Origin of the sequence: uncultured Lactobacillus sp., assembly GCF_902491705.1 — a bacterium.
GTDB lineage: Bacteria > Bacillota > Bacilli > Lactobacillales > Lactobacillaceae > Lactobacillus.
Map to the genome: position 1 here is coordinate 18,199 of NZ_CABUIW010000013.1, position 24,027 is coordinate 42,225.

General features: G+C 38.0%; 35 protein-coding genes and 1 tRNA gene. 9 read left to right on the forward strand and 27 right to left on the reverse strand.

Annotation, left to right across the window (positions count from 1 at the left end; translation table 11 throughout):
* The 9 genes from RDN22_RS03955 to RDN22_RS03995 form a co-directional block, all read right to left on the reverse strand.
* Complete coding sequence (locus RDN22_RS03955; RefSeq protein ID WP_308556126.1) at nucleotides 1-171, reverse strand: HeH/LEM domain-containing protein; 171 nt, start codon at nucleotides 169-171, stop codon at nucleotides 1-3.
* The gene (locus tag RDN22_RS03960) at nucleotides 149-1,297 is read right to left on the reverse strand and encodes a phage major capsid protein (protein WP_308556128.1); all 1,149 of its coding nucleotides are present in this window, start codon (nucleotides 1,295-1,297) and stop codon (nucleotides 149-151) included. Before RDN22_RS03960 ends, RDN22_RS03955 begins: the two co-directional genes overlap by 23 nt.
* The gene (locus RDN22_RS03965) at nucleotides 1,298-1,951 is read right to left on the reverse strand and encodes an HK97 family phage prohead protease (RefSeq protein ID WP_308556130.1); all 654 of its coding nucleotides are present in this window, start codon (nucleotides 1,949-1,951) and stop codon (nucleotides 1,298-1,300) included.
* Nucleotides 1,890-3,146, reverse strand: coding sequence for a phage portal protein (locus RDN22_RS03970; protein WP_308556132.1), 1,257 nt, complete (start codon nucleotides 3,144-3,146; stop codon nucleotides 1,890-1,892). The genes RDN22_RS03965 and RDN22_RS03970 overlap by 62 nt, the downstream gene beginning before the upstream one ends.
* Before the next feature lie 170 nt (nucleotides 3,147-3,316).
* Nucleotides 3,317-5,026 carry a terminase TerL endonuclease subunit gene (locus tag RDN22_RS03975; protein ID WP_308556134.1) on the reverse strand — a complete coding sequence of 570 codons (1,710 nt, stop codon included), beginning with the start codon at nucleotides 5,024-5,026 and terminating at the stop codon, nucleotides 3,317-3,319.
* Nucleotides 5,023-5,478 (reverse strand): phage terminase small subunit P27 family, encoded by a 456-nt coding sequence (locus RDN22_RS03980; protein WP_308556136.1) that lies wholly within the window; start codon nucleotides 5,476-5,478, stop codon nucleotides 5,023-5,025. The genes RDN22_RS03975 and RDN22_RS03980 overlap by 4 nt, the downstream gene beginning before the upstream one ends.
* A gap of 185 nt (nucleotides 5,479-5,663) precedes the next feature.
* Nucleotides 5,664-6,449 carry an HNH endonuclease gene (locus tag RDN22_RS03985; RefSeq protein ID WP_308556138.1) on the reverse strand — a complete coding sequence of 262 codons (786 nt, stop codon included), beginning with the start codon at nucleotides 6,447-6,449 and terminating at the stop codon, nucleotides 5,664-5,666.
* Between the two features lie 565 nt (nucleotides 6,450-7,014).
* Nucleotides 7,015-7,088: transfer RNA gene (locus RDN22_RS03990), tRNA-Lys, on the reverse strand.
* 536 nt (nucleotides 7,089-7,624) lie between these two features.
* Nucleotides 7,625-8,071: a hypothetical protein gene (locus tag RDN22_RS03995; protein ID WP_308556139.1), complete on the reverse strand. Its 447-nt coding sequence runs from the start codon at nucleotides 8,069-8,071 to the stop codon at nucleotides 7,625-7,627.
* A gap of 143 nt (nucleotides 8,072-8,214) precedes the next feature.
* On the opposite strand from RDN22_RS03995, the gene RDN22_RS04000 reads away from it, so the two are divergent.
* Both RDN22_RS04000 and RDN22_RS04005 read left to right on the forward strand, forming a co-directional pair.
* Nucleotides 8,215-8,490, forward strand: coding sequence for a type II toxin-antitoxin system RelB/DinJ family antitoxin (locus RDN22_RS04000; RefSeq protein WP_308556141.1), 276 nt, complete (start codon nucleotides 8,215-8,217; stop codon nucleotides 8,488-8,490).
* Nucleotides 8,483-8,818: a type II toxin-antitoxin system PemK/MazF family toxin gene (locus tag RDN22_RS04005; protein WP_308556143.1), complete on the forward strand. Its 336-nt coding sequence runs from the start codon at nucleotides 8,483-8,485 to the stop codon at nucleotides 8,816-8,818. Before RDN22_RS04000 ends, RDN22_RS04005 begins: the two co-directional genes overlap by 8 nt.
* 46 nt (nucleotides 8,819-8,864) lie before the next feature.
* Here the strand turns inward: RDN22_RS04005 and RDN22_RS04010 are convergent, their stop codons facing one another.
* The 4 genes from RDN22_RS04010 to RDN22_RS04025 form a co-directional block, all read right to left on the reverse strand.
* Nucleotides 8,865-9,053 (reverse strand): hypothetical protein, encoded by a 189-nt coding sequence (locus RDN22_RS04010; protein ID WP_308556144.1) that lies wholly within the window; start codon nucleotides 9,051-9,053, stop codon nucleotides 8,865-8,867.
* A gap of 341 nt (nucleotides 9,054-9,394) precedes the next feature.
* A complete protein-coding gene (locus RDN22_RS04015) occupies nucleotides 9,395-9,850 on the reverse strand; it encodes a hypothetical protein (protein WP_308556146.1) in 456 nt (151 codons plus the stop codon).
* A 13-nt stretch (nucleotides 9,851-9,863) separates the two neighbouring features.
* Nucleotides 9,864-10,247: a hypothetical protein gene (locus RDN22_RS04020; RefSeq protein ID WP_308556148.1), complete on the reverse strand. Its 384-nt coding sequence runs from the start codon at nucleotides 10,245-10,247 to the stop codon at nucleotides 9,864-9,866.
* Nucleotides 10,248-10,391: 144 nt separating this feature from the next.
* Nucleotides 10,392-10,592, reverse strand: coding sequence for a helix-turn-helix transcriptional regulator (locus tag RDN22_RS04025; protein WP_308556150.1), 201 nt, complete (start codon nucleotides 10,590-10,592; stop codon nucleotides 10,392-10,394).
* Nucleotides 10,593-10,709: 117 nt separating this feature from the next.
* Between RDN22_RS04025 and RDN22_RS04030 the strand changes: the two genes are divergently transcribed.
* Nucleotides 10,710-11,006 (forward strand): hypothetical protein, encoded by a 297-nt coding sequence (locus RDN22_RS04030; protein WP_308556152.1) that lies wholly within the window; start codon nucleotides 10,710-10,712, stop codon nucleotides 11,004-11,006.
* A 123-nt stretch (nucleotides 11,007-11,129) separates the two neighbouring features.
* Here the strand turns inward: RDN22_RS04030 and RDN22_RS04035 are convergent, their stop codons facing one another.
* From RDN22_RS04035 to RDN22_RS04095, 13 genes are all read right to left on the reverse strand, one after another.
* Complete coding sequence (locus tag RDN22_RS04035; protein WP_308556155.1) at nucleotides 11,130-11,426, reverse strand: NUMOD4 domain-containing protein; 297 nt, start codon at nucleotides 11,424-11,426, stop codon at nucleotides 11,130-11,132.
* Nucleotides 11,423-11,782 (reverse strand): VRR-NUC domain-containing protein, encoded by a 360-nt coding sequence (locus tag RDN22_RS04040; protein ID WP_308556157.1) that lies wholly within the window; start codon nucleotides 11,780-11,782, stop codon nucleotides 11,423-11,425. The genes RDN22_RS04035 and RDN22_RS04040 overlap by 4 nt, the downstream gene beginning before the upstream one ends.
* Nucleotides 11,783-12,354: 572 nt before the next feature.
* Entirely contained in the window at nucleotides 12,355-13,596 is a 1,242-nt protein-coding gene (locus RDN22_RS04045; RefSeq protein WP_308556159.1) for a VapE domain-containing protein, read from the reverse strand.
* Nucleotides 13,586-14,377 (reverse strand): bifunctional DNA primase/polymerase, encoded by a 792-nt coding sequence (locus RDN22_RS04050; RefSeq protein WP_308556161.1) that lies wholly within the window; start codon nucleotides 14,375-14,377, stop codon nucleotides 13,586-13,588. Before RDN22_RS04050 ends, RDN22_RS04045 begins: the two co-directional genes overlap by 11 nt.
* A 70-nt stretch (nucleotides 14,378-14,447) precedes the next feature.
* Nucleotides 14,448-14,963 carry a DUF669 domain-containing protein gene (locus RDN22_RS04055; RefSeq protein ID WP_308556162.1) on the reverse strand — a complete coding sequence of 172 codons (516 nt, stop codon included), beginning with the start codon at nucleotides 14,961-14,963 and terminating at the stop codon, nucleotides 14,448-14,450.
* Nucleotides 14,964-14,969: 6 nt separating this feature from the next.
* Complete coding sequence (locus RDN22_RS04060) at nucleotides 14,970-15,734, reverse strand: AAA family ATPase (protein WP_308556164.1); 765 nt, start codon at nucleotides 15,732-15,734, stop codon at nucleotides 14,970-14,972.
* Between the two features lie 9 nt (nucleotides 15,735-15,743).
* The gene (locus tag RDN22_RS04065; RefSeq protein WP_308556166.1) at nucleotides 15,744-17,003 is read right to left on the reverse strand and encodes a DEAD/DEAH box helicase; all 1,260 of its coding nucleotides are present in this window, start codon (nucleotides 17,001-17,003) and stop codon (nucleotides 15,744-15,746) included.
* A gap of 118 nt (nucleotides 17,004-17,121) precedes the next feature.
* Nucleotides 17,122-17,655 carry an NUMOD4 domain-containing protein gene (locus tag RDN22_RS04070; protein WP_308556168.1) on the reverse strand — a complete coding sequence of 178 codons (534 nt, stop codon included), beginning with the start codon at nucleotides 17,653-17,655 and terminating at the stop codon, nucleotides 17,122-17,124.
* Nucleotides 17,652-17,858 carry a hypothetical protein gene (locus tag RDN22_RS04075; protein WP_308556170.1) on the reverse strand — a complete coding sequence of 69 codons (207 nt, stop codon included), beginning with the start codon at nucleotides 17,856-17,858 and terminating at the stop codon, nucleotides 17,652-17,654. The genes RDN22_RS04070 and RDN22_RS04075 overlap by 4 nt, the downstream gene beginning before the upstream one ends.
* A gap of 11 nt (nucleotides 17,859-17,869) precedes the next feature.
* Entirely contained in the window at nucleotides 17,870-18,361 is a 492-nt protein-coding gene (locus tag RDN22_RS04080) for a siphovirus Gp157 family protein (protein WP_308556172.1), read from the reverse strand.
* A 163-nt stretch (nucleotides 18,362-18,524) separates the two neighbouring features.
* Nucleotides 18,525-18,746: a hypothetical protein gene (locus RDN22_RS04085; RefSeq protein ID WP_308556174.1), complete on the reverse strand. Its 222-nt coding sequence runs from the start codon at nucleotides 18,744-18,746 to the stop codon at nucleotides 18,525-18,527.
* Nucleotides 18,747-18,772: 26 nt separating this feature from the next.
* Complete coding sequence (locus tag RDN22_RS04090; RefSeq protein WP_308556176.1) at nucleotides 18,773-18,976, reverse strand: hypothetical protein; 204 nt, start codon at nucleotides 18,974-18,976, stop codon at nucleotides 18,773-18,775.
* A gap of 13 nt (nucleotides 18,977-18,989) precedes the next feature.
* Entirely contained in the window at nucleotides 18,990-19,319 is a 330-nt protein-coding gene (locus RDN22_RS04095; RefSeq protein ID WP_308556178.1) for a hypothetical protein, read from the reverse strand.
* Nucleotides 19,320-19,379: 60 nt separating this feature from the next.
* Between RDN22_RS04095 and RDN22_RS04100 the strand changes: the two genes are divergently transcribed.
* The gene (locus tag RDN22_RS04100) at nucleotides 19,380-19,601 is read left to right on the forward strand and encodes a hypothetical protein (protein ID WP_308556180.1); all 222 of its coding nucleotides are present in this window, start codon (nucleotides 19,380-19,382) and stop codon (nucleotides 19,599-19,601) included.
* Between the two features lie 162 nt (nucleotides 19,602-19,763).
* On the opposite strand, the gene RDN22_RS04105 is transcribed toward RDN22_RS04100, so the two are convergent.
* Complete coding sequence (locus RDN22_RS04105; protein WP_308556182.1) at nucleotides 19,764-19,988, reverse strand: DUF739 family protein; 225 nt, start codon at nucleotides 19,986-19,988, stop codon at nucleotides 19,764-19,766.
* A 167-nt stretch (nucleotides 19,989-20,155) separates the two neighbouring features.
* Between RDN22_RS04105 and RDN22_RS04110 the strand changes: the two genes are divergently transcribed.
* The 5 genes from RDN22_RS04110 to RDN22_RS04130 all read left to right on the forward strand — a co-directional run bounded on the left by RDN22_RS04110 (nucleotide 20,156) and on the right by RDN22_RS04130 (nucleotide 23,866).
* Nucleotides 20,156-20,926, forward strand: a complete 771-nt coding sequence (locus tag RDN22_RS04110) for a S24 family peptidase (RefSeq protein ID WP_308556184.1) — start codon at nucleotides 20,156-20,158, stop codon at nucleotides 20,924-20,926.
* Between the two features lie 19 nt (nucleotides 20,927-20,945).
* Entirely contained in the window at nucleotides 20,946-21,590 is a 645-nt protein-coding gene (locus RDN22_RS04115) for a hypothetical protein (protein ID WP_308556186.1), read from the forward strand.
* Nucleotides 21,591-21,632: 42 nt separating this feature from the next.
* The gene (locus RDN22_RS04120) at nucleotides 21,633-22,073 is read left to right on the forward strand and encodes an Abi-alpha family protein (protein WP_308556188.1); all 441 of its coding nucleotides are present in this window, start codon (nucleotides 21,633-21,635) and stop codon (nucleotides 22,071-22,073) included.
* A gap of 73 nt (nucleotides 22,074-22,146) precedes the next feature.
* Entirely contained in the window at nucleotides 22,147-22,488 is a 342-nt protein-coding gene (locus RDN22_RS04125) for a hypothetical protein (protein WP_308556190.1), read from the forward strand.
* Between the two features lie 283 nt (nucleotides 22,489-22,771).
* Nucleotides 22,772-23,866, forward strand: a complete 1,095-nt coding sequence (locus tag RDN22_RS04130; protein ID WP_308556192.1) for a tyrosine-type recombinase/integrase — start codon at nucleotides 22,772-22,774, stop codon at nucleotides 23,864-23,866.
* Nucleotides 23,867-24,027: the final 161 nt, after the last annotated feature.

The following is a 24,027-nucleotide window of genomic DNA, read 5'->3' on the forward strand; positions in this document are numbered from 1 at the left end:
CTAATCACCTACTAGCCTTAACAAATCACTCTTCAAAGCATTTGATGGATAACTAATTCCATGTGAATCTAAATAACTCTTGATTTCTTCAACTGTATTAGCATCTGTCGGCTTTGTTACAGCTATACTCGCTCTTGCAGTGGTACCGTTATTGGTTACTCGCTGTTGCACTATGTGTTACAAAGTAACCTGCATTTTTATCAGCTGCTTTTACATCAAAACGAACAACAGCTTGAAGGTATTGACCATAAATATTGTCATCAACCCAACGAACTTGAATATCCTTCCGGTTAGCAAAAAGGACACCGCGCGCAAGATCACCAATAAAGGCATGAGCTTCGCCTGCTGAACCAAACAATTCATCTTCAACAACCGTTACTGGCACACCAAGCAACATCCGAGGTGAACCATCGGTAATTGCTTCATGAAGAAGATATTGACCGTTCTTGTCTTTCAGAGTATCAAGGTATTGGTAAAATGATTGACTTGCGATAATTACCTTGTTGTAAGCAGGATCTAAATCAACGTTCAAAATATGCTTAATGTCATCAACTGATCCACCCGCTACCGCCTTAGCAGTAAATGACTTTAGAACATTAGCAATTGCATAATTGGTCGTATTGACCTTTTGTTCTTGTGCATTATTTGCAACTAAAGAAGTCAAATCAATTGCAGAATCATCAATAGATTCTTGTGACAAAGGAATGGCGCCACGATAAGTAGATACCTTCCAGTCAACTTCTTCGAATTCTGGCTTAGCAAGGTTCGGATTCTTAGCCAATTCTTCCACAGTGTTCATCCGTGCGGTAGCTCGTTTCAATACTGGGTACTTACCAGAAGCGGTAGTTGCTGCGAATTGTGTAACCAACTTAGCTAAGTCCGTTACTGACTTTACTTCATTTTCTGGATTGTAAAGAATTGATTCAGGAATGGTTGGTGCTACATCTGGAGAGGTAATTCCAGCAGTTACATCACGTGTTTCTCGGTGCAAGTACGCATTAAAAGCCCGCTTTTCTTCATCTTCTGTTTCAGAGCCACGCTTATTGCCTTCATGGTCACCACCAGGTGCAGGAGTGCCTTTTTCAGCAGCACGGTACAGCTTAATATCATCTTCCAGGGTTCGTACTTCATCTTCTGCCTTGTCGATGTCTGATCGAAGGGCCTTAGCCTTAGCTAAATCTTCCTCGGTTGCGTCCTCATTAGACAAGAGGTCACGCATTTCTTGAGTTTTTTCGTTAATAACAGCGCGCTTGCCGTCCTTCTTGGCAAGCAATTCGTTCAACTTTTCCTTAAACATTTAATTTCCTCCTTCGAGAGAATCCAATAATTCTTTTCGTTCAAAATCATGTAACATCTTTTTACGTTGTTGTTGAACAGCCTCTTTATTTTGGCTTTCCTTTTGCCGTTTAACCAGATCTATTGACCGCTGACCAACAGTGGCTTCAGTGTCTGGATAAGCTGGAGTAGTAACAACAGAAACGTCATAAAGATGGTCAATTTTACAAATTGTTCGTTCATAATCTACACCATCACGCTCTGAATCAACCCATTCTTGAGCATCATCGTCAGCCGGAACGGTGAAAGCAAAACTGCACTGGTTAATTACACCGGCTTTAATATTGGTAATTAAATCACGTGCAAAACTCGTATCAGTTGGCTTGACGCTAAACTTAAGGCCAACCTTATCAGGAACCAAAGTCAAATTAACTCCTGACCGTCCTAAAACTTGGTTTTGATCATGATTAATAGTCGCCACTACATTAGACATATCAGTATTATCTAATGCACCAGGTGCAATATGCTCAATAAAACGAACAAAGCCACCCAATATTTCGGATGGTTTGTCGTATTTCAGTGCATAACCTTCAATAATCGGTTCAGCATTATCATCAGTTGTCCTCATCTGAATCGGTACTGTCACTTGGCGACTTTCCAAATCGCTTGTCGTCATGGTTCTCACCTCCCTTCACTGGTTTTTGGTATTCTTCCTTCTTGTCAAGAAAGACAGTATTAAGCGTTGATTGAAAACGATCCAAATCAGTATCATCAGATTTAATTAATCCAGCTAATACCCGACCTTCATTAGGAGTAATTACGTTATTAGTGACACCTTTTTGCACATTGTCCATACTCATTCCCGTTTCCTTACGAGTGTCAAACTCAACATGGCAGTTGTGCCGTTGCCGGTCAGACAGCATCGTCATTTCAATGTTGCTGGCAATTGGTTTGAAGTAATAAGGGAGGTCCGAACGAATAAAATCCTCATTCAGCTGTTTGATGGACTGATTAGGGCTATTTACCGCTAATTTGTAAGCGGGAATATGAAGCGCTTTGGCAATCTGTGAAGTTGAGTAATTATTACTATTAATTAATTGCAATACGTTGGTATCAACTTCAATTGGCGAATAATCAAACGTATCATCAGTAACTACAGGGCTCCCAGCGTTACCGTTTTGCTGAGCAAATTCAAAATCTTCACGAATCTTCCGACGCCCTTCTCGTGATAATTTACCTTTTGCTTTTAATAATCCGCCTTTAAATCCCGATCGAAAGAAACGACGCAAGGTCTTAATTCCATCATCTTGTAATCCAATCTCGTCTCCTAAAGACAGTAACGGAGAGCGACCGTGTATACCATCATAAGTAAAGAACATAAAGTGAATAACATCCTCAGCCGGGACAACAATCGTTTGGTTCCTATCTCCATCATTAAGCTGAGTAAACTCATACTTAATATTATTTACATCACTGTCGTCAACATACGTTTGCGAGGTGGGACAGTACCTTAACTCCAATGGTGCTTTTGTGGTCGGGTCACGAATAATTCTAGTAAATCCATCACCGGTCAAAATAGCATTTACTGTCATGATAAATCGCCAATGATAAGCAGATAACATGTCATTAGGATGCTTATTCAAAAGATAATCAACTGATTTTATGTTCTTAACCTCGTTCTTATTATCATCAAGAACAACAATTGGGAAACGAGCTACATTGCTAGCAACGTGAGAAATAGCAGTTAAAACATCAGAGTTCTTCAAGGCACCAATGCCAACGTATGAGCCAAGATTGCTGTAACCAGGAATAATCCCCTGGTCAATATAATCCTGCGCCCAATCTCGTTTTTCGGTTGTATGAAAAAGCATTTAATTTCACCCCCTTTCCCCTGATAAGAAAGCGAGGGCAAATAATTCAAATGACACGATCAATAATCCAATTTTTACGGAAAATAAAAAGCCTGTAACTGCTAAACAGATACAAGCTAATAGGAATAGAATTACTGGTTCATTTAATTTCCAAAACTTCATGTAATCACCTAAAATCCAAAGTCATCATTAAAAATATCATCATCAGTTAGATAATCATCAATATTTTCACGGAAACAAATTGCATAGGCATCAAGTAATGCATCAGCAGCATCAATCTTGTTAGAATACTTATTTTTATCGATTCGTACCCCGTTGTTATCCGATTTCAATATAGCGTTAACGATTGCTCCTGTTAAAATATCATTTTCTGGGTGTCGCACTCGCTTATCAAGGACATCGTCCCTGAATTGTTTAGTGGGCATGGACAGTGTTAATGTGCCTTGCCGAACTGAAATCTGTTGCCATTCAGGATGACCCTTTTCAATTTGAGTAAGTAGCGTCCCATACTGAGCCGGGTCATAGCAGATTGCCTGTACATCAAGGGCATGTTCTTCCACAAAATCGTTCAGCCATTGATAAACTCTATCAACATCAATTACACCACTTTCAAGTTTGGTGATCTCACATTGGCCTTTGTCCTGAAGTTCAATATAATCTAACCGGTCAGCTTTAATCTTGGCTTGTAAACCATATTTGGTACCAACAAACGCATAAGAATCAGCATACCAATAACCATCCTGTGGAATTAACCAACTGATCGCATATAAGTCGGATGATTTACCAACATCAACTCCAAACCACACCCGTTGACCATCAATGTTAATAGGATCAATTTGTGTGGCCTCCCATGTATCAATATCCATATAACTATCCTCTCCAGCTTGACGCCACATATTATAGTTCTTTACCAAGACTGAATTACGAGTACCTTTTTCCTTAGCTTCTTTCCAGCGTTTTTTTAAATAGCCGAAAACCTGATCATGTAATTCTGGAACGCTCAAAATTGGATTAGACTTAATCCACATTGACTCATCATCAACTTCAGCCACATTATCTTGCTCAGCAATATAAGCAAAATATGTGTCATCAGTAATTTCACCATCAAGAATTTTAGATGCATATGGATATTCTTTTGTGTGCATTGGAACGTTCAGGTCGAACCCGGCGGTTGAAATAATCATAATCAGAGAGTTATCAAGTAAGGCTTGACCCGATTCAAGCAACTCCATCATCTCATCAGTTCGACTAGCGGCATACTCATCTAAAATTCCAACATGTGGTTCAAAACCATCAACTGTCCCCGTTTCTTTAGACAAAGAACGTACATATGAATAGTCGTCAAGATTACTAATCAGATCACGCGTAACTTTTGTTCCGCGCTTAGTATCTCCGTCACGTGACCGTAAAGCATTTAATCGCTTCTTAATCATATTAAAAACAATATTAGCTTGTTTCTTATCATTAGCAGTACAGAAAATTTGGCGAGAAAATTCTGGCGAGTTACCCATTAGGAATTCATAAAGAGCAATTCCCGAGATCAGAATAGATTTACCATTTTTACGAGCCATAGATAACATTCCTTTGCGGAATCTTCGTTTGCTATGGTCCTCTTTATGCCACCAACCATACATATTAGCAATAATAAATCGCTGAAAATCAGCTAATGGATAAGAACGCATTGTTTTAGGATCTGGAAGAATCTCCATAAATTTAATAACACGATTTGCTCTGTCGTTATCATAAAAATAAGGAAAATCATCGTTTTCGGCATTTTTCAGGTCATTTAAGTACCTTTTAGCTGCTAAAATCACCTTTTTACCAGCAATTACGTCACCATTAATAACTTTTTCAGCATAATCTTTAGCGTAATTAATCATGAAATACCATACTTCTCACGTAATGACTTATGTTCCTCGTTATTATCTGTCTTAGGCATATTCATTTGTAGACGCGAATTGACTGTTAAGCCGAGGTCTGAAGCTAATCCCTTGATACGCTGAGTAGCCTTATCAATAATTGATAGCTTGCTATCATATTCATCTGGATTAACCGTTTGCTTTATCTCTTCATCTGCTCGCTTATAGATGCTATACCAAGTACAATACATTTCTAATTCGGCACGATCCAAATTTCGTAGAGGCAGTTTCCCAAGTGAGTCAATAATTCTTCGGTACTCTGTCTTTGCTACCTTATCCAAATGGGCTGGTGGTGTTTTCTGTAACTCGGGTAAACCATCCGCAGCTAAGAACTCTGCTTTATATTTTGCTTCCTGTTCAACGACCCGTAGATGGCCCGTTGACTGTGATAATAATTTTTGCTTTCTTGCCAAAATTGCCACCTCCGTGCTATGATGAAATTGCTCATAAATCTTACAGCACCAAGCTTTCACAAGTTTGGCGCTATTTTTGTATACCCACCAAAATCCAAAAAATTGTTGGAATTTATTGTGCAAAAAAGTCGATGCGCGTTCTTCGGTTTCAAAAAATCTAACCCCCGTTAAAATCAGAGGGGGGCTTATCTATTTTTGACCACCCGGTACCCCGCAAAATTAGCGGCCCGAAAATCATTCAGAATTTTCTGAAATGAAATTGATTGTTTACGAGCTTCAAGTCGCCGCTTGCATACAATCGGCTCAGTATCAACCAATATATGATTGATATGATGATAGTTGCTAAGCAATGTATCAATCCTCTTGTCTGGTAATGTCCGAATGATCCAAACATTATTGAATGTCTTTTCTGTCTTGAGCTTTCTTAACATCTGATCAAAGAACAACATAATGTAATCATGAATATCATGATTGCTTTGCTGCATTGGTAAACCAGATAATGAGTGCATTAAAGAATCATAATCATAAATTAGATCATTTTCTGTCATGTGATGTTTTACATATGTTGTTTTACCACTACCAGGTAAACCACACACTATATTAATATCCATGTATCTAGTCATCCCTTTATGATGCTTCATCCATTCACGCTTAGTTTTAATACGATGACATGGCCGACATAACGACTGAAGGTTATCAGCATTTAGTCTGTCTGACCAATCGTCCTTGCTAGGGATGATATGGTCAACCAGTTCTGCATCCATTCCGCAGCGTTGACACAACCCATAATCACGGTCTAACACTTCTTGTCGCTTACGTTTCCAAGCAGTTGATCGATAGAACTTTAAATAATCATTATCAGCTACTTTACGATGATAATTGTATGCTTTGTCGGTATCTTTGCGAACTCGTTCATCATACGATACTAGCACAGGCTTACCACCCATAAACGTCAGCTTGGTTGGTTTCATATCCATCCCCCTTTCATAAATTATGTATGAGTGCAAAATAAAAGACGGTATCTCTACCGCCTTGAATATTTATTTTTAGCCGGCAAGCGTTGACCTGTCGGCTTTTTCTTTTGCTTCATATGTCTGTCAGCTCGGCACAGCATCATGTACTCTTGCTTACTAGCCACCAAGCCGAATCGTTTAGTTTGATACATTTTTCCTCCAAACAAACAAGCCAGCGCTAGGCTGACTTGTTATTTAATACAATTAATAATTAATGTTGAAGCAACAATAACTATCCAAAGATAAAAACAAAGAAATGATAAAAATTTAGTAAATCTTTCCATCATGATGTTTCTCCAAGAAATTAGTATGTCCTCTCAAGGAATTAAATTGTTTATCAAATTCCTGGCACTTTTCAACTCCTTTAAATTGAATTGAGTGTCATCTCTATCTCTCTGCTTGAAGCACTGTTAAACATTAAAAGAGGAGGCTTAACATCTCCTTTAATTGATTGTGCTTCAATATGGAAGGCATAAAACGAGTGAGGTGCCAGTTTCACCTCCAGATATACATTGCCTGCCAATGCTGATGGACGGCCTCGAACCGTCTTTAACTTACGGATTAAAAGTCAATAGTCTGCCAGCTAACTACATCAGCGTAATCAGAACGAATTAATCATCGCACCCGGTCGTAGTTTTCCGCCTACTCCTGTAACGGTGTTACTGTCCTGATAGTTGTAATCTTCTAGCCGTTGAGTTAGATTACGCACTCTTTTGCTGATAACAGCACGGCTACCGTGAGACTAGCAGAGCCGGCTATTTATAACTGTAAATAATCTCTTATTTAGAAAGGAGTAATTCATTTGACATTCATTTCAAGAACCAAGGTTTCACCAAAACATAAGTCTATATTACTAGTCTCAACGTGAATTATGGGACTCGAACCCATCCGTCGGCCGGTTCCGATTCACACACGCTTAACATAGATCCCGAGTTGTGATTATGTACTCGTCTATCCTGTAAGCCAGAGTTCATTTATTTCGAGTAGTTTAAGGACGTGCCCAGGTCACAGCGTATTTGTGTAATTGTGTTCTCATGTAATTATCGAACAATACCATAATACGGCTGTTTTTCAGGTAAAACCGGTCAAATACCGGCAGATTCCGGACAAAAACCGGCAAAAACCGGACAACTTCACTTAAAGATGCGGACTGAAGCATTAGGACACATTAGCGCACCCTCCCACAACGCTTGTTTTTGCAATCGCCTATACTGCCTATCGTCCATATAGGCGTTGTAGTGTTCGTTAATGTAATTCATCGTTCTAATTGCTGACCAGCCCTTAATGAAGCGATGAAGCAAAATGTCGCCTAAAATCTCCTCGTCCTCCCCAACCGTCATCAGATTTTTGCAGCAGTTAATTCGCTCTTGACATTGATATTCAGCTTCAGCGTGATTGACATATCTCTGGTCTGGTTCATGAGGCGTCCCATCGTTCGGTTGTTCGTCCATGCTTAGTGACTTAACCCCAGGAAAGTTTTGCATTGCTTTAAGCTTGTACTTCTTCCACTCTTTCAGATACTTCTTAAATGCTTCCTTTGTGGCTTCTTTATCCAAATTACCAAATACGCTGTCAACCACGCTCTACACCCCTGTCACTTGTGATATAATAGATTTGCTTTAATTTATATCTCAAGGGCGCTCCGTGTGAGCGTCTTTTTGTTTGTATTGTTTATCCTTATTTGATACTATATGGGTACAATATGAGTAAGGAGTGAGTGAAAATGACACAAGCAACTAAGAAACGAGTTCAAGCTCAAATGGATAGTTCCCTTGCAGATGAGGGTAACGCCATTCTAGATCGCCTTGGTATGACACAAAGTTCTGCAATCACAATGTTCTATACTCGGTTAGTTGCCAAGGGCGGTTTACCGTTCTCTACTGAACTTACCGAACGAGAAAAGAATGAATTAGCCATTCAGCAATTAACAGCCGATCTACCTGTTACTGAATTAGATACTCCAGAAAAGATTAAGGAATGGGCCGACAAAGATGACTAAAAATATTGCAACAGCCTATGTTAGGTTCATTCAGACAGCCGGTAGTAAACGCCGTCCAGTCTTTATAATTCGAGAAACCGAAGACCAGATTGTCTTCTTCAACATCACTACTAAGTATCAAAATAAGTCAGATTACGTGAAGCAATGGTATTTTGAAATAGAGGACTATAAGCCAACAGGATTAAATAAACATTCCTGGATTGATACCTTTAAGCCTTATGCAATTTCTAAGAAATCACCAAATAAGATTAAATATATTGGTGAGCTTAGTGATAGTGATACTAGTAGGCTTGTTAATTTCTTACGAAAAATTAAATCAAAACGCTAATTATTTTTCGGTGCAATTTCAGTTGATTTTGCACTGATTTTTTATTTTAATTTGCTTCGCTATCATCTCTGATTATTTCAACAACGTGGCTCGTATTAATCATCAAATCTTCACCGTACTGGATCCAAACATCTTCATGTTTAGGTTTATCTGGTATTTTATTAGATATTTCTTTGAGTTTTGCTCCTGGAACTAATTGTTCCAAACCATTATCAAAATAAAATCTAACGCCCATGACGCTTCATCCTTTCGTGTGTGCTGTCTACTTTAATCGTCGTTACCACTCCCAGCACAAAGCCAAGAGCGCCAGTAACGGTTATTGCTAGTAAATCGTAAATGCTCATTTTCTACCTCTCAAATACTTCAACTCGTAATCGACTGCTTCCGGATAATTAGGACAAAGCCAACTGACAAATGAGCGCCAATACAATATTCTTGGAGGCCAACCAATTGATCTGGACACCTGACGCCATCTTTTTTTGTTGGAAAAGCATCTGACCTTAAAGCTAGCCTTACGCTCTGCTGTATACATCTTCCCTGCGTTAACAGCATCAGGGTGCCGTTTTCGTTGTCTACTCATCTTCCTTTCACCTCTTCAATCTTTGCCTTATTCCAGTCGATAGCGATGTCGTCACGCTGCTTAAACGAGTCAATATCTTGCTTACTAAACTGTGTTCTAGTATCGTCAAATGGATCAAGATCATCAGTGTAAATGCAACCATCATCATCCAAATTCAAATATCCAACATCGGCAGGAAAGACCTGCACAGTGTATTTCTTTTCAGGGAAACGTTCTTTAACAGGGGTTGCTTTTAGTTTAGCAACCGCAGTAATAACTGTTATAAGTTTATTTGGTTCTAAATCAAGATATTTCCAGTTATAACCAATATTTAAGTCTTCTTGATGAGGATTTATACTTAAAAACCAGTCGCCATAATAATTATTTCCTGAAGAATAAATATCAATTCTCATGTTTCTTCGTTTTACATAAGCAACTCGATTAACTATTCCCATAAATTCATCAATCTTCATTTTCATCAATCTCCTAAAATGGCGGTTTTTCATATGTTGACTTAACGTGTTTTAGAATACCGTCAACATACTTGTATTCGTGGAATGTTGGATGTGATTCTCCAAAGTGCCAATAGTAGGCGCTCAAAGGCTTCTCTCCCGGCATTAAATCTGTTTCCCAGCCATAAAGATTAGGTTTAATTTCGTACCATTCACCTTTTGGATAATCTTTACCTACTGGAAACCAGCGATAAGCGCAATAATAGTTACCAGAATATTCACCATTTACGTCAGGTTCACGACTGCCTGCCGGCCAAATTTTTTTAGTTGGTCGAGATCCATACCACTCGCCGTCAATATTTTTCACGATCTTGTGAGGAGTGGCTTTGTAACCTCTAATCGTCTTTGGATATATCATTCTTACCACCCCTCATGCATCTTTCCGGCAATAAACGCTAATACGACAATTAATCCGCTAGGTATCAACGTCCAGCCTCCCACAACGCTCATGGTCACAATCACGATTAACGTAATCGCAAACCACAGAAACGCATATAATACACTATCCATCTTCTCTATCACTCCTAAATTTATCTAAGCTAACGCCAAGTGCATCAGCTATCTTGCAAACATTGCTGAAACTTGGCTCATGACCATTTTTATAATTTTGCAAAGTATTCTGACTAAGTCCCGTTATTTTTGACAAACGGTATGCCGACATTCCCTGCTTATCCATTTCATCTTTTATCTTTTTCCACAACATCTTGTGCCATCTCCACTTGTTATTCATAAATATAGTAGTATAATTACTTTCGCAATTAATAATAAAACTCCTTCTGAATAATTAATTGCTAATTTAACTAGAAGTGAGGTGAACTGTATGGATGATTTAACTCGTAAACTTCAACAAATGAGTAACGGTGCTCAAAGACTTCAGCAAAAACACAGTATCAGTTTCAGCGAAGTTTTCACTGACGAATTCGTCCGAAAATATACTGAATTCAAAACAATGAACGACTTCTTTAATAGTGCTGGAATTCATAGTACTGAAGAGTTTGAAGCATACCCAGACGAAAAGTTAAATAAATTTGTATCCAAGCATACACAATTCAACAACTTTCAAAGTATGTTCAATGAAGCTACTACCTCTTACATTGGCCATCAACTTGGCTTTTAAGTTTTAATTTGAAATCATTGATTTCTTCAAAGGTCTCATTAAGCTGTTCAAGCTGTTTTTTAGCAGTATCGAGCAGCTTTTTTAATTCATCTGCATTTTCTATTTCTAATCGAAAATTCCTCATCATTCAACCTCACTCGCTTTCACTTCAGTTATCCGCTTTGAAGTATGTTCCAACTCCAATGTATAAGTGTTTTGGAGATGATTTACTTCTAAAACATGGTAATATTTGCCGTGATATTTAACCCGGCCACCAAACAAGTATCCTGTTTTTTGAGTACCAGGTTTTAATATTATTTCCGGTTTATCCCACCAAGCATGTCCATTCCAGCTTTTTTTAGCCAAACTTTTGACACGTCCATAAGAAGACACTTGATATTTTCCTTTATATCCTTCGATATCACGCCATTCTTCTTTCATACATGTTCTCCTTTCCAATCTAGATAACCGTAGCCCACTAAACCTTTTTCGGCGGTCACCAGCGCATCTTTTACTGATCTAGCACAACAATGTATGATTTTTCTTTTCATTAACATTTTGTGAAATTGAATTTGGTCTTGTCGAAGTTTCCCATGTTCATTTTTTACTTCTACATAACCCACGCGACCATCACTCCATCGAAAAAAGTAAAGGTCCGGGTGACCACTTGGCACACCGGCCGAGAAGAACCTCCCGTCGGCTGTTCTAACGTTACCGACGTTCACTCGGAACACTGTGCACTTATGCTGCGACAGTGCTACCCGAATGTCATTTTGAATTTTGTGTTCGCTAGTCATACGGATTTATCCACTCCTCACATAACTTACAAACCTCAGTTAATACGTCCGGGTCTGGGTACAGCGTTGTAATTGTGATTGAACGTCGTCGACCATACTTATTAGTCGACACATGAATACCATTGCCATCCGCATCTAACTTAAACAGTCGATAATAGAGTTCCGCGTTGTTCATCATTGAATATCAACTTCTTCCACGCTGTCTACTGCTTTAACAGGAATGATTACCCGGTTGTTCTTTCTCGTATGACCGAGTAAGTAATTACATCCAATGTCACGTAAAGCTCGTTGTATTTCCTGGTAACTTCCCTTAAAGAAATAGGTGTTACCGCCAATTGTGTTAATTCTTATCATTTTGAATACACCACGAATATAGTAGTGTAACCCTCCTTTCGCTTACTCGCCCAAGGGATTAGTTCACTGAATACATGAATACAGTTAATTTCAACTTTCTATAGCACTATATAGTACTTATATATATTTATTTTTTATTATTAAAATAGTGTAGTAGTGTATTCATATACTCATAAACATTGATATAACGGGATTTATGTGAATACACTTAATGTGATTCAAAGTGTGAACTCTGTATTCACTCGGCGATATCCTCGACGGCTGATATTCTTAAACCGTTTCTGTCCCGCTTTCCAATCGCTTCGGTTATCCATTACATACTTAATCTTTTTAGCTAACGACCGATTTTTAACCAAGTTATCTTCGCCTAACTCATGTGCAATTTCAGAGCTTTCAATCCAATCGTCTGACCAAGTACTGAGCACCCGTTCAATTTGGTTTTCGGTTTCGTCAATGTACATAAATGACTTACGATTGTCCTCAATTAGCTTCTGCTGCTCCTTCGTTAATATGAAAGAAAAACCGCTTTTGTATAAGGCAACAGCCTCGCCCCATATATTTGCAACCATGTCATCGTCTAAATCAGTTACTGGATTAGCAATTGCTCTGGTTTTATCTGCCATGTTCGGTAAGAATCGCCGTTCACCGGTCTTGTCCTTCAAATATGTTGACTCATTGGTTGTCCTTGCGATAACGAAATTCTTTGGCCGGCGGATTGTGTGTCTTCCATATGGTGGCCGAAATTCTAACTCTTCGGCTGAAATAAACTTCTTCAAGTTTTCAAAGTCAGAATTATTCGTCGCCGTCATTTCATCATCATTCACGATTAAGGCCCGCAACATATTAGCAAAGTTATCCTTATCCTTAAAATCAGTGAATTGGTCTGTGTACCAACCATGGGCTAGTTTCTTTAACAAGGTTGTTTTACCAACACCCTGACCACCAACTAGGTCGAACACCCAGTCGAACTTGCTAGCCGGTTTATAGGCTTTCATCACCGCACCAACCAGAAATAACTTTGTCTGTAACGTTGTCACTTCACTAGTTGGCACACCCAAGAACGTCGGTAAAAAATCTTTAATCCGTTCTTTGTGGTCCCAATTCTTATAGCACTTTTCCATATAATCTTTGACCGGGTTATAGGGATGGCGATGAGCTTCAACAGTGATTGCCATACTCAGCAATTTTTCTTGAAACATCACATCATAGGTATCTTCAATGTAACGAAGGATCATTGCTGAATAGCTATCATCCATTTGCCCTTTTTCAACGAATAGCGAAGGAATATCTTTAACAACATCAATTGAATAGGCAAACTCGTTATAACGAAAAGTACCGTGAAGTAATGAGTCTTGAGCAAGAATTAACCCAACATTTCTTAAACTATTAGTTTTAGGATTTCCCTGAGTATTTAGCTCAAATGGAATGGGCTTCTGGATAACATTGTTGTCATTCGTCACGCATTGCACCTCCATTCCTTATATCTCGCCTAAGCATTGATTTAAACGTTCGATTCACTTCATCTTCTGGCAGTGGATCGGGCGTGTTTTCATTTGCCATCATCGCTAACTGATAGGCTGCTCTCTGATCAACTCCCCGAAACAAAATCGCGCCAATTAATCCAGCTAGTGTTTTATTCCGAAGCCCCTTGTCACCCAAACCATTAACTAACGTTTCTAACAAATCAGTAGTTGAATTTCTTCCGCGTGGTTTCAGCACTAAATCATCTGGTGATGTTTTCCGATTACTTGCCCGCATTTGATTAATATGCACTACCAGCGACTTAGGAGCAGTTACAATTGCATGCTTATTCAGCCATTTATAACCTTCGCTTGGTGCAACTACAACATAGTTATTCTGATGAGCTTTAATATCAACTCCAGGTAAGTAACCGATTAGTTGGTTAGTTCGCATGTCAGGACGCTTTAAGTAAAATAATTGCTGGCCTCCATGACGTGTTGTCTGAGTTAAAGTTTCCGGAAAATATTCCGCCGGCAATTGCTTAATCGAATTAAACCCGTCAACGTTATTTTCATGGTTTCGGTCAATATCAACGACAAAGAATTTATCTGTCCGGAGAGCAATCTGTGCAAAAGGGTGTTTCTGCCAGATTGCTTTTATTTTGTCTGCCGTTAGTGGGTCACGGTCAGCAAATTTAATTAGTGGATGTTTTCCAGCGATTGGGAGGACACTTAAACCTTTAGCCTGATAAGCCAAGGCATAGTTAACTAAATTTTTCATTTTGACCTCCTAAAAATTAACGGGCTTCCCACCCGAATTGGTGTTAATAGGTCACTGCCTTAAACATTAATTAAAACGGCATCTGGTCATCATCAACTTCTGGCGTTTCTGGCTGTTCAGCTTCCTCAAAGTCATAGTTACGATATGGGTATTCCGGATTTTTCTTATTTGGGCGTACTTTTAACTTCATAATCAATGTTTTGCCAATAGTTCCTTGAAATGCCTTAGCTAAGTTTTCGTAAACCATCGAATCATCATCCCAGGCCTCGTCTGGAATAGTAACCCCTAATACTGCTGCTAGTTTCATTACCATTCGGATATTAGTGTCGAGCATTGGGTTTGGATTACCCTTGGAAGTAACTTCATCTAAACCAATTCGCAAGTATTCGCTACTACCTGCGTGTTCGCCTTCAACAACTTCAAGGACGAAGCTTAATTGTTCTGCTCCCCACGGTGCTGTTGAATCTTCAACTTTAGTCACTGCACAGATATAATCACCACTCGGCAATCCTTCAAACTTATTAACTGAATCCTTCTTAGCATCAAAATCTTTAGCGACGTTGTTCATTGCATCTCGTAAACTCATAATCTATTAACCTTCCTTTACTTTTTGGTTTTTAATTTTGTTGACAATCTCGTTTTGCTGTTTAACAGTGGTGGTCTTCGGCTTGTCGAAGACCCCGTTGACATGTTCCAGTACCCGTAAAATAGCCGGGTCAGTAATATCATCTTTGACATAGTGAATTCGCCGGTCCTTAACCATTCGAATGTATCGGTCACCAAAACGCTTGGTCTCAATTACTAAGTCACAGTTACCGTTAACCACGTTGTAGTATTTCTGCTTCAATGATGGCCGGTCCTCGGTCCGTCCAGATGTTTCATCAGTTAAAGTCATTAACCGACTGATATAAACAGTATTCATTGGTAATCCCTTTAATTCCGTTACAAACGCCTGGAACACTGTATTGAATTGGGCGTACCCCTTTCCAAACGGGACATCCCCTAATGTTTCAACATCGTTGTCGTAACAGATTGCCTGTTCAATCAGCGTAATCACATCATCAATAACGTCAATGACCACTGTCTTGTAACCATGATTTTCTGTTCCTAGTGCGAGAATGATTTCATCAAGCTGGTCAATGACTGACTTCTTGACTGAACCGTCAGGCTTCCGGACATTCTTTAATTGAATGCTAGGAGCTGTGTTCATCTCGGCATTGCCATCAGTGTTTAGGAACAATGGGCTAGGAAAACGCTCAGCTAGATATGATTTCCCTGACATCGTATCCCCGTAAATAAAATAATTTCGTGGAATTCTCCGGGCCTTCTGTGGCTTATTCTCTGGCAAAACACTCATATAGATTCCTCACTTTCTAATTAATCCACGCTGTTTAGCGTAGTGGTATATCCAGCCGGGCTTATACCCCTTTAACTTGGCGTATACTTGAATTTCTTTGAGATTTTTTAATTCACTTGGTCGTTTATCAGCAACATTTTTCATCATGGCTGATTTTTCCAATTGCTTAACTACTGCTAAGCGTGACCGCGTTACTTTCTTCAACTTAACGTTATCTACTACTTCTAATTCTTTTTCCTGTCCTAATAGCATTCCACAATATGGGCAGGTATCACCCTTGCGGTAGAAAGAGGCAAAGCAACGTGGGCAGACCGTTACAGGTTTAATCACGGTACCTGAAGCTGCTCGTTTATTGCTCTTGCTAACCCCATTCAGTGACCAATGTCTTTCATCAGTTGGTAAGCCGAACCGTTCTACATTTCCCACGTGGTCAATAATGACTGCCGTCTTACCTTGCCGTGGGTTCATCGACCGCATTGCGAATTGTAAGTACAGCGACAACGACTGCGTTGGTCGTAGCATAATTACACAATCAACGTTCGGTAGGTCCAGTCCCTCAGTGAATAACTCTGCATTAGTGACAATCTTGATCTTCCCTGCACGGTAGTCTTCAATAATCTTTTTGCGCTCTTCCTTAGGCGTTTTTCCGGAGACTGCACGGGCAGTAATACCACGGCCATTAAACGCTCGGGCCAACCGAATTGCACTATTAACGTTGTAAGTATATGCGATTGCTTGTTTTCCTTTGGCTAACTGATAATAATGCTTAACTGCGTTCCCATAAATTTTTGGCTTTAAGGCTTCCTTGATTGAATCTTCGCTATAATCGCCCGTGGATTTCGTCCTTAGCTTACTAATATCGATTTGCGAAGGAGCATAATAGTCCACTGGTGCTAAGAAATGATGGTCAATTAACCAAGGTACTGATTTACCAGTGATTAATTCGTCTGCAATCTCAGTAAAGCCCTTGCCATTCAAGCGATATGGTGTAGCAGTAAACAGTAGCTTATAAGCTTCCGGAAATGCCTTTAAGATTCGCTGATAGGACTGTGCTAACGCATGATGGGCCTCATCAACAAAAATAATTTGTGGCGGGTCCAAGTCAGCAACGTGGCGAGTAATTGTTTGAACCATGCCGATTTTAGCGAGGTTCATATCTACCCCATCAGCTTGAAAAGTCCTAATCACTTGCTGAACAATTTCCTGACGATGAACTACAAATAATATCCGGTTTCCCTTAGCTGTCGCTCGCCTGGCAATATCAGCCATAATGACGGTCTTGCCAGTACGAGGGAGGTTGCTGAACCATGATGGAACGATGACCATTTTGAATAGAATGGTAAATGTTATCAACTGTTTCTTGCTGATAATCTCTTAGTTCAAACAACTAAACCACCTCCCAGCGAAATCCTTTTAATAAGGTTTTATGCTTTATTGCATAGGAAATACTTTGACGCGGTATTCCGGTTGCTTTTTCGGCATCATGGAGGGTGAAATAGTTGTCTTCTTTACCATTAGGGGCTATCCGTTTTATATGAATACCAAATTTTTCACGATTCCGTTGAATTCGAGTTCCGTAATTCACATTTTCCTTATTAGTCATCCATTCAAGATTTAACACAGTATTGTTTAAAGGATTTTCGTCTTTATGATTAACAGTACTTTTATGATTGGGGTTGGGGATAAATGTTTTTGCAATTATTTGGTGTAGCTTCTCTTTCCTACATCTTCCATTTTTAAACATTTCAACTTTTAAGTAACCGGTCGTATCAACCCACGGTGATAAAATCCGTCCTTCAATTTTTATTGGGACGTGCTTCCTCCCTTTGTATGCAATCCGATCTAAACTTCTGACATAGCCAAAACATGAAGCCTGATATAATCCCTCATATCCAGGAATGTCTTTCCAAACCTCTTTCATGCATCACGTTCCTCGTCAGTTGGATCAACAATTTCAACATGTTTCAATCCATACCATAAGAACTTCATGATGATTCTTGCCATTGAAACATGAGTCTCTTTACTTAAATCTTTAATTTTAGCGTGAAGTTCTGCATCAATGTAGCAAGGTTTGAAACCGTGGGATTCGTGCTGCTTTTCAATAATTAATTTTGGTTTATCCATAATGAAGCCTCCTATTTAATCACCGTGTTGCGATTAGTTTTTAAATGTGCTCCGGGTACCTCTTTACCAGTTTTCAACGCCCGATAAACAATTGGTTTCTCAATATCGTACATCCCTTCATATTTAGCATAATTACGGTATTCAGCCGGGATTTTATCTGAATCATCAATCACAACTGAAGCCTTAAAATTCCGCACACTTAATAAATGATTTTCAGTGTCAAACCGTTTAATACCTGCATCATCAAGTACATCAGTCATGTATCGCTTAATCCATTGCAACTTGTTCTTGCGATAAGTAATTTCATCACGCCATGTTCGTTGCTTTTCGTCAATAAAGTTAATTTCAGACTTTAACTTATCGGCCCATGTAGCTAGGTTTTCTAGCTTTTCCTTTCGGGTGTCATCAATGGCGTCTAGCGTATCTTTTAAGACAGTTGGGTCTAAATCATCACGTTGAGATAATTCACGAAATTCATCGTTAAGTTCAAATAAATTACTCATTAATTAATCCTCCTGAAAGATTTTATCTAAAATTCTTTTGAGTGTTTTTTTCATTAATTCCGGGTGATAGGTTAGATATGCCACTAGCATCTTTGCGATCTGGTCAGTTGAACCATGACTCGATGCATTAAATTGCGTTTCGTTATTAGGGATAGTAGTTAAACTAATTCTTGCAGCTTTCACGATGGCTACTTCCATAGACATTTTTAGTATTAGTTCCAAGGCGTTCAGCAATTACTCGCAAGGCGTTAGCCTGGTTTTCCATCTGTGCTACTAACCACATCCGACGTTCGCCGGATCCAGCCTTTTCATACTGACGAGATAAGTCGGCAATGTAAGTAGCTTTATCACTAATCATTTTGTTAAAATCATTTAATTCATTCATGTGTTATAATCTTCCTTGTAAGTAATTTATTTTTGTTTATTGTCATCGGCGTCACCAGCGCCGGTGACTTTTTTTGTTGGGTATGGTGTGATAGCTTCAGCTAAATCGTGAGCAATAAATGGTAACCAGATAACAAAGGTCCAGCTCATCGCAATTTCCATTCCTTCACGATAAAAAATAGTCATTAAGCATCCACAGCCTGCATAAAAAAGTCCCTTAATAAATTGCATTTATCTCACCTCCCTATCGTGGTAAAGATTGTTTCCAATTAATTTCCGACTGATGTTCAAACACCCAATCAATAGCTTTGGGATCAATTTTGGTTGGGTGACCAGATCCGGCATTAACGTTGATTACCATGTTCTCCAGTGGTTTTAACGGAAGAATGAACATTCTTATCCATTCCTTATCCTTCTTCACAGGTAACTTTTTAGTGAATTCTGGAAGAGACATCCACTGAAAAATCTGTGGTTGCTTTGGCTCCTCTGGAACTAAATAAGGTTTCAACATCTTTGCGATTTCCGCCCGATCTTTAGGTGGCGTTTCTCTTACAAGTTCAAGCAGTGCGCTCATTTGATCACTTCCTTTCTTTGCTATAATTGAGTCATCTCCTTGCGAAAGGAGGTGAATACTATGGATAATCCATCCAACAAGCAGATTGCTCATGATATGGCTATGGCTTTTGTGCAAGCAGATTTAAATGAGATGACAGGAAACCAAAGACAAGAAGAACTGTTACTCATTAATAGAAACGCTAAAGTAGGTAAAGCTAAAAGCACAACAATCATGACAAATTATCAGCATGCTTACTCTACGATTCGTCAATATCTCGATAGCGTCGACCCTGCTCTCTAATATCAAAGGGTGGGAACCGTTGACGTAAGTAAGCTGTATCTGCCTTAATTTCTTGAAGCTGCTCTTTGCTACCACCAATAGCACTGAGCAGTTTTTCTATTTCATCAGGTGTACCTGTGACTTTAATTTCCATTTTCATTCCACCACTGTTCCTCTTATAGTTCATGATTCGTGAACTAATTTTCTAAAAAAATATTTAGGTATTTCTGAATACTTAATTTTAAGTAACTTAGCCGCTCTAGCGATCTCTGTATTTTTCCAAGTAACTCTATTATTAAGTTTTAGTGAAATACTTCGTTCAGATAATCCCATCGCCATAGCAAAATTAAGTTGTGTTCCAAAAATTTCAACAATTCGACCGTTCAATTTTGAGTAGTCAAATTTCATAGCCATTCCTCCTTTTTTGTTCACGTTTCATGAACTTTACGATTATTATAATAATATGACTTTTTATCTTTGTCAACACAGAAGTTCATAAATCATGAATTTTTTGTGTTGAACTTATGTTCAATCAACTTTATAATGAAACTATATTAAGCAAAAGGAGAACGGACATGAAAAATACTACCGCTGAACGGTTGAAGCAGTTAATGTCCGAAAGAAATCTGAAACAGGTAGATATATTAAATATGTCTAAACCTTTTCAGAAGTCTTTAGACATTAGCATGGGGAAAAGTACTTTATCTCAATATGTTAGTGGAAAGCAATCACCTGACCAACCACGTCTTTATTTACTAGCTAAAACATTAAATGTTAGTGAACCATGGCTGATGGGTTTCGATGTAGATAGGAGCCGAAAACTTGAAGATAAATTAGAATCCTCTGATATTTCTTCAACTAAACTTATTGGGATTTATGATCAGCTTAACGCAGATCGTAAACGCAATGTCTACCACTACGCAACCGACCAATTGAGTAAGCAAAAAGACGCCTACTACTCCACGATCGGTGAGAACAAGCACATTGTTTACATATATGGAGCTGTATCTGCTGGTACTGGAGAATATATACCCCAAGATGATGATAAGCCGGAAAAAGCTATCGTTGAGGGCGTAGTTCCTGATCATGATTTTGCGGTCCGCGTTAACGGTGATTCAATGGAACCAGTATTCAATAATGGTCAAATCATTTATGTTAACAAGCTAGAGAATTCAGAAGTTCGTAACAACCAATTCGTTATTGCAGAAGTCGATGGCGATTTCTTTATAAAGAAATTAAGCCTTGAAAATGGGAATGTGCAACTCATTTCATTAAACAAGAAGTATCCGAACATTATTATTCACGAGTATAACGATTTTGCTATTCGTGGCGTTGTAATTATTTAAGGTCATACAGGAGTTTATTATGTATAAGGTCACTACTGATAACCATGAAGATACAGTTAAAAATTTTATAGTTGAATTACAGAATTGGGTTGAAAGGGAGGACTTATACGGAGGACTGACAAATCAAGATATTCTTGAATATCACTATGACGAAGAAGTTTATCAGTTTGGTCAATCCCCGCTTAGCTCTTATGACGTAAAAACTTTAATTACTTATAAAAATAATCATTATCAAGTAACCCTTCAGTTTCGTAATGGTAAGACTTTTAATATAGGAACTATTACGGATGATGGACAACTAAATGAGCATCTTTCAAAAAGTAATTGTGAGCCACGAATCTTTATTCTTGGTGGTCGATATAAAAGAGTTGTTGTTGATAAAGAGGGATCCGATCATATTAAAAGTTTCAGGAAGCCATATGAATTTCAAATTAAATTTATGGAAATGTCAATACCTACTGATGTAACTTACACAGGAGATATAACTTCACAAGAAATGTTAGAACATGATAAGTGGACTAATATAAGTCAGAAAACTGAAAGTTTTGGCAATACTATGGAGGATGTTGGGAATGGTATAGCCGGTTGTGGCTGTATACTATTTTGCATTATTGGACTAATTATTTTCATTCCACTATTAATAGTTATTATTTCAAATATTTAAACTAAAAAAGCCCACGCGCGGTGGGCGGAAGGATGTGATGAAATGAACATTGACCCAAATCAAATTGAAATTTATAAAAAGTTGATTCCTAAATCAACATTGGAACTTCTCCTTAATCCCCTTGCGAAAGGTATCGGTTATACAACCGCTGGTCTTTTCTATGCTGTATTTGGGAAAATAGCAAAATACGGGGCAGCCAATGAAAAAGAGATAAATGATTTACTTGATAGAACAGCAAAAAAACTAGATAAAATTCCAAAGTCAAAACAGACAACTAATAATAAAGGACTGATGTTAAAAGGCTTTGAAGATTCTCGTTATTCGTTAAACGACGAATTGATGAGAGAATATTTTTCAACCTTAATAGCAAAAGCTGCTAATAAGGATTATAAAGATAAAATATCTCCAAATTTTTCAACTATACTTAGTAATCTATCCCCTAGCGATGCTCAATTCTTGAGATTATTCAAAAAAACACTATGAAGAAGCTCCGGGTCTAACAGTAACTCCGCCCTATTATATAGCAGACGGTCTTCCGCTTGGAAGAGTTGTTTATTTGAATAAAGCAAGACCACTTCATTATTCTGTAAATAGGTCTGACTTAGTCTTAAATAAAGAAAAAATTATAAGTTATTCAAAAGAAATTGATAGTTGTGAATCCTTCGGAATTATGAAAAGAAATTATAACCTTTACGATAGAAGATATATAAAGCAGTTTGAAGAAATGAAAAAATTATCAAATCTTAACTATGATAGAAAACTCTTAAAAGGAGAAATACCAAATCATATTGTTATTAGTACTAATGGTGATCAACCTTTTAATGATGTGGAATTCCATAGAGGAATGATAAACCTCACACAAATGGGTAAGACTTTCTTACAAATTGTTCTTATGTAAATAACTTGTTATTTCTTTTAATTTCATCTTTTTATCAAATCGTTGCTCGGTTTGAGCCAAAAACTTTGTAAAAAAATCAGACATTATTCTCATTGCAAAAACTGTTATCAATGAACTTAATATTACACTAATAATTACTGATATCATAATTATTCTAATCATATATTACACCTCGAACACTAGTTTATTTAATTGTAACAAAATATAGCCAAATATAGAACCGGTCGATTGGCCGGTTTAAATAGCACTTCAACCAGAACATATGTACGAAAGGAGAATTATTATGGCAACTTATTTTAAGCGTGGTAAAACATGGTCAACAAAAGTCCGCTGGTACGACAGTGATGGTAAACGTCATTCTAAATCCAAGTCGGGTTTTTCCACTAAACTCCTTGCTAAGCAATGGGCGGTTGATCAAGAAAACAAATTAAACAAGGGCGTACAAATCGCTAAAGAAATTAGCTTGGTCGATTACTACAATAACTGGGTTAATACCTACAAAAAAGATAAACTATCAGCAATTACACTTGACCGTTACAAATACACTGGTGAAGCTCTCAAAGAGTTTTTTCACGATGACAAGATAAAATCAATTAACCGTGTGAAGTACCAAGAATTTATCAATCGATATGGCTCTACTCACGCCCCTACCACAGTTAAAAAGGTTAATTCAATTATTCGTGCCTGTGTTAAGTCAGCAATCCTAGACGATTATTTATATAAAGACTTTACTCAGCGAGTAGAGTTAACTGCTAATAAAGATAAGGTCTTAAAAGTTGACTATTTGAATCTCAAAGAAATTCATCAATTGCTAAGCGCTACAACTGATAAGATTGAACATCGTCCTGGATTTACTAGTCGTTTTATGATCGTTACTGCTATTTACACTGGTATGCGATTGTCTGAAATTCAGGCCCTAACTTGGAATGATATTGATTGGTTAAACCAGACAATAAACATTAACAAATCATGGGACGCAAAAACTCATGATTTTAAACCGACCAAAACTGAATCAAGCAATCGAAAAATTAAAGTTAATCCTGAGTTACTCCATTATTTGAAAATCCTTCAAAATAATCGACAATCCAATTTAGTATTTATGAATCAATATGGATCGATCCCAACCTCCAATGCAGTCAATAAAATGCTCAGGAACCTCTTAGAGAGCTTAAACATTAATCGACGTAATTTCCACTTTCATTCACTTAGACATAGCCATGTGGCTCTCCTATTGGCAAATGGGATAGATATATATGCAATCAGCAAGCGATTAGGTCACAGTAATATTTCTATAACCGCTAACACGTATGCTTATTTAATTGATGAGTACAAATCAAAAACCGATAAACAGATTATTAACGCCTTATCGAACATATAAAAAATGGGACCCAAACGGGACCCATTCTCACAAATCTTCACCATTTTATACAATTCCTTTAAAATCAAAAAATCACCGTCAACCCTTTATTATCAAGGATTAACGGTGATTTTACTATTCTTCACAACTCTCTACAATTCTTAAAAAATGCCCCAAACAGG

Bases quoted from the DNA above. Each gene is read 5' to 3' on its own strand.
- RDN22_RS03960 (WP_308556128.1), bottom strand. From the start codon at position 1,297: ATGTTTAAGGAAAAGTTGAACGAATTGCTTGCCAAGAAGGACGGCAAG.
- RDN22_RS03965 (WP_308556130.1), bottom strand. From the start codon at position 1,951: ATGACGACAAGCGATTTGGAAAGTCGCCAAGTGACAGTACCGATTCAG.
- RDN22_RS03970 (WP_308556132.1), bottom strand. From the start codon at position 3,146: ATGCTTTTTCATACAACCGAAAAACGAGATTGGGCGCAGGATTATATT.
- RDN22_RS03975 (WP_308556134.1), bottom strand. From the start codon at position 5,026: ATGATTAATTACGCTAAAGATTATGCTGAAAAAGTTATTAATGGTGAC.
- RDN22_RS03985 (WP_308556138.1), bottom strand. From the start codon at position 6,449: ATGAAACCAACCAAGCTGACGTTTATGGGTGGTAAGCCTGTGCTAGTA.
- RDN22_RS04000 (WP_308556141.1), top strand. From the start codon at position 8,215: ATGACACAAGCAACTAAGAAACGAGTTCAAGCTCAAATGGATAGTTCC.
- RDN22_RS04005 (WP_308556143.1), top strand. From the start codon at position 8,483: ATGACTAAAAATATTGCAACAGCCTATGTTAGGTTCATTCAGACAGCC.
- RDN22_RS04010 (WP_308556144.1), bottom strand. From the start codon at position 9,053: ATGGGCGTTAGATTTTATTTTGATAATGGTTTGGAACAATTAGTTCCA.
- RDN22_RS04015 (WP_308556146.1), bottom strand. From the start codon at position 9,850: ATGAAGATTGATGAATTTATGGGAATAGTTAATCGAGTTGCTTATGTA.
- RDN22_RS04020 (WP_308556148.1), bottom strand. From the start codon at position 10,247: ATGATATATCCAAAGACGATTAGAGGTTACAAAGCCACTCCTCACAAG.
- RDN22_RS04025 (WP_308556150.1), bottom strand. From the start codon at position 10,592: ATGTTGTGGAAAAAGATAAAAGATGAAATGGATAAGCAGGGAATGTCG.
- RDN22_RS04030 (WP_308556152.1), top strand. From the start codon at position 10,710: ATGGATGATTTAACTCGTAAACTTCAACAAATGAGTAACGGTGCTCAA.
- RDN22_RS04035 (WP_308556155.1), bottom strand. From the start codon at position 11,426: ATGAAAGAAGAATGGCGTGATATCGAAGGATATAAAGGAAAATATCAA.
- RDN22_RS04040 (WP_308556157.1), bottom strand. From the start codon at position 11,782: ATGACTAGCGAACACAAAATTCAAAATGACATTCGGGTAGCACTGTCG.
- RDN22_RS04050 (WP_308556161.1), bottom strand. From the start codon at position 14,377: ATGAAAAATTTAGTTAACTATGCCTTGGCTTATCAGGCTAAAGGTTTA.
- RDN22_RS04055 (WP_308556162.1), bottom strand. From the start codon at position 14,963: ATGAGTTTACGAGATGCAATGAACAACGTCGCTAAAGATTTTGATGCT.
- RDN22_RS04060 (WP_308556164.1), bottom strand. From the start codon at position 15,734: ATGAGTGTTTTGCCAGAGAATAAGCCACAGAAGGCCCGGAGAATTCCA.
- RDN22_RS04065 (WP_308556166.1), bottom strand. From the start codon at position 17,003: ATGGCTGATATTGCCAGGCGAGCGACAGCTAAGGGAAACCGGATATTA.
- RDN22_RS04070 (WP_308556168.1), bottom strand. From the start codon at position 17,655: ATGAAAGAGGTTTGGAAAGACATTCCTGGATATGAGGGATTATATCAG.
- RDN22_RS04075 (WP_308556170.1), bottom strand. From the start codon at position 17,858: ATGGATAAACCAAAATTAATTATTGAAAAGCAGCACGAATCCCACGGT.
- RDN22_RS04080 (WP_308556172.1), bottom strand. From the start codon at position 18,361: ATGAGTAATTTATTTGAACTTAACGATGAATTTCGTGAATTATCTCAA.
- RDN22_RS04085 (WP_308556174.1), bottom strand. From the start codon at position 18,746: ATGAATGAATTAAATGATTTTAACAAAATGATTAGTGATAAAGCTACT.
- RDN22_RS04090 (WP_308556176.1), bottom strand. From the start codon at position 18,976: ATGCAATTTATTAAGGGACTTTTTTATGCAGGCTGTGGATGCTTAATG.
- RDN22_RS04095 (WP_308556178.1), bottom strand. From the start codon at position 19,319: ATGAGCGCACTGCTTGAACTTGTAAGAGAAACGCCACCTAAAGATCGG.
- RDN22_RS04100 (WP_308556180.1), top strand. From the start codon at position 19,380: ATGGATAATCCATCCAACAAGCAGATTGCTCATGATATGGCTATGGCT.
- RDN22_RS04105 (WP_308556182.1), bottom strand. From the start codon at position 19,988: ATGAAATTTGACTACTCAAAATTGAACGGTCGAATTGTTGAAATTTTT.
- RDN22_RS04110 (WP_308556184.1), top strand. From the start codon at position 20,156: ATGAAAAATACTACCGCTGAACGGTTGAAGCAGTTAATGTCCGAAAGA.
- RDN22_RS04115 (WP_308556186.1), top strand. From the start codon at position 20,946: ATGTATAAGGTCACTACTGATAACCATGAAGATACAGTTAAAAATTTT.
- RDN22_RS04120 (WP_308556188.1), top strand. From the start codon at position 21,633: ATGAACATTGACCCAAATCAAATTGAAATTTATAAAAAGTTGATTCCT.
- RDN22_RS04130 (WP_308556192.1), top strand. From the start codon at position 22,772: ATGGCAACTTATTTTAAGCGTGGTAAAACATGGTCAACAAAAGTCCGC.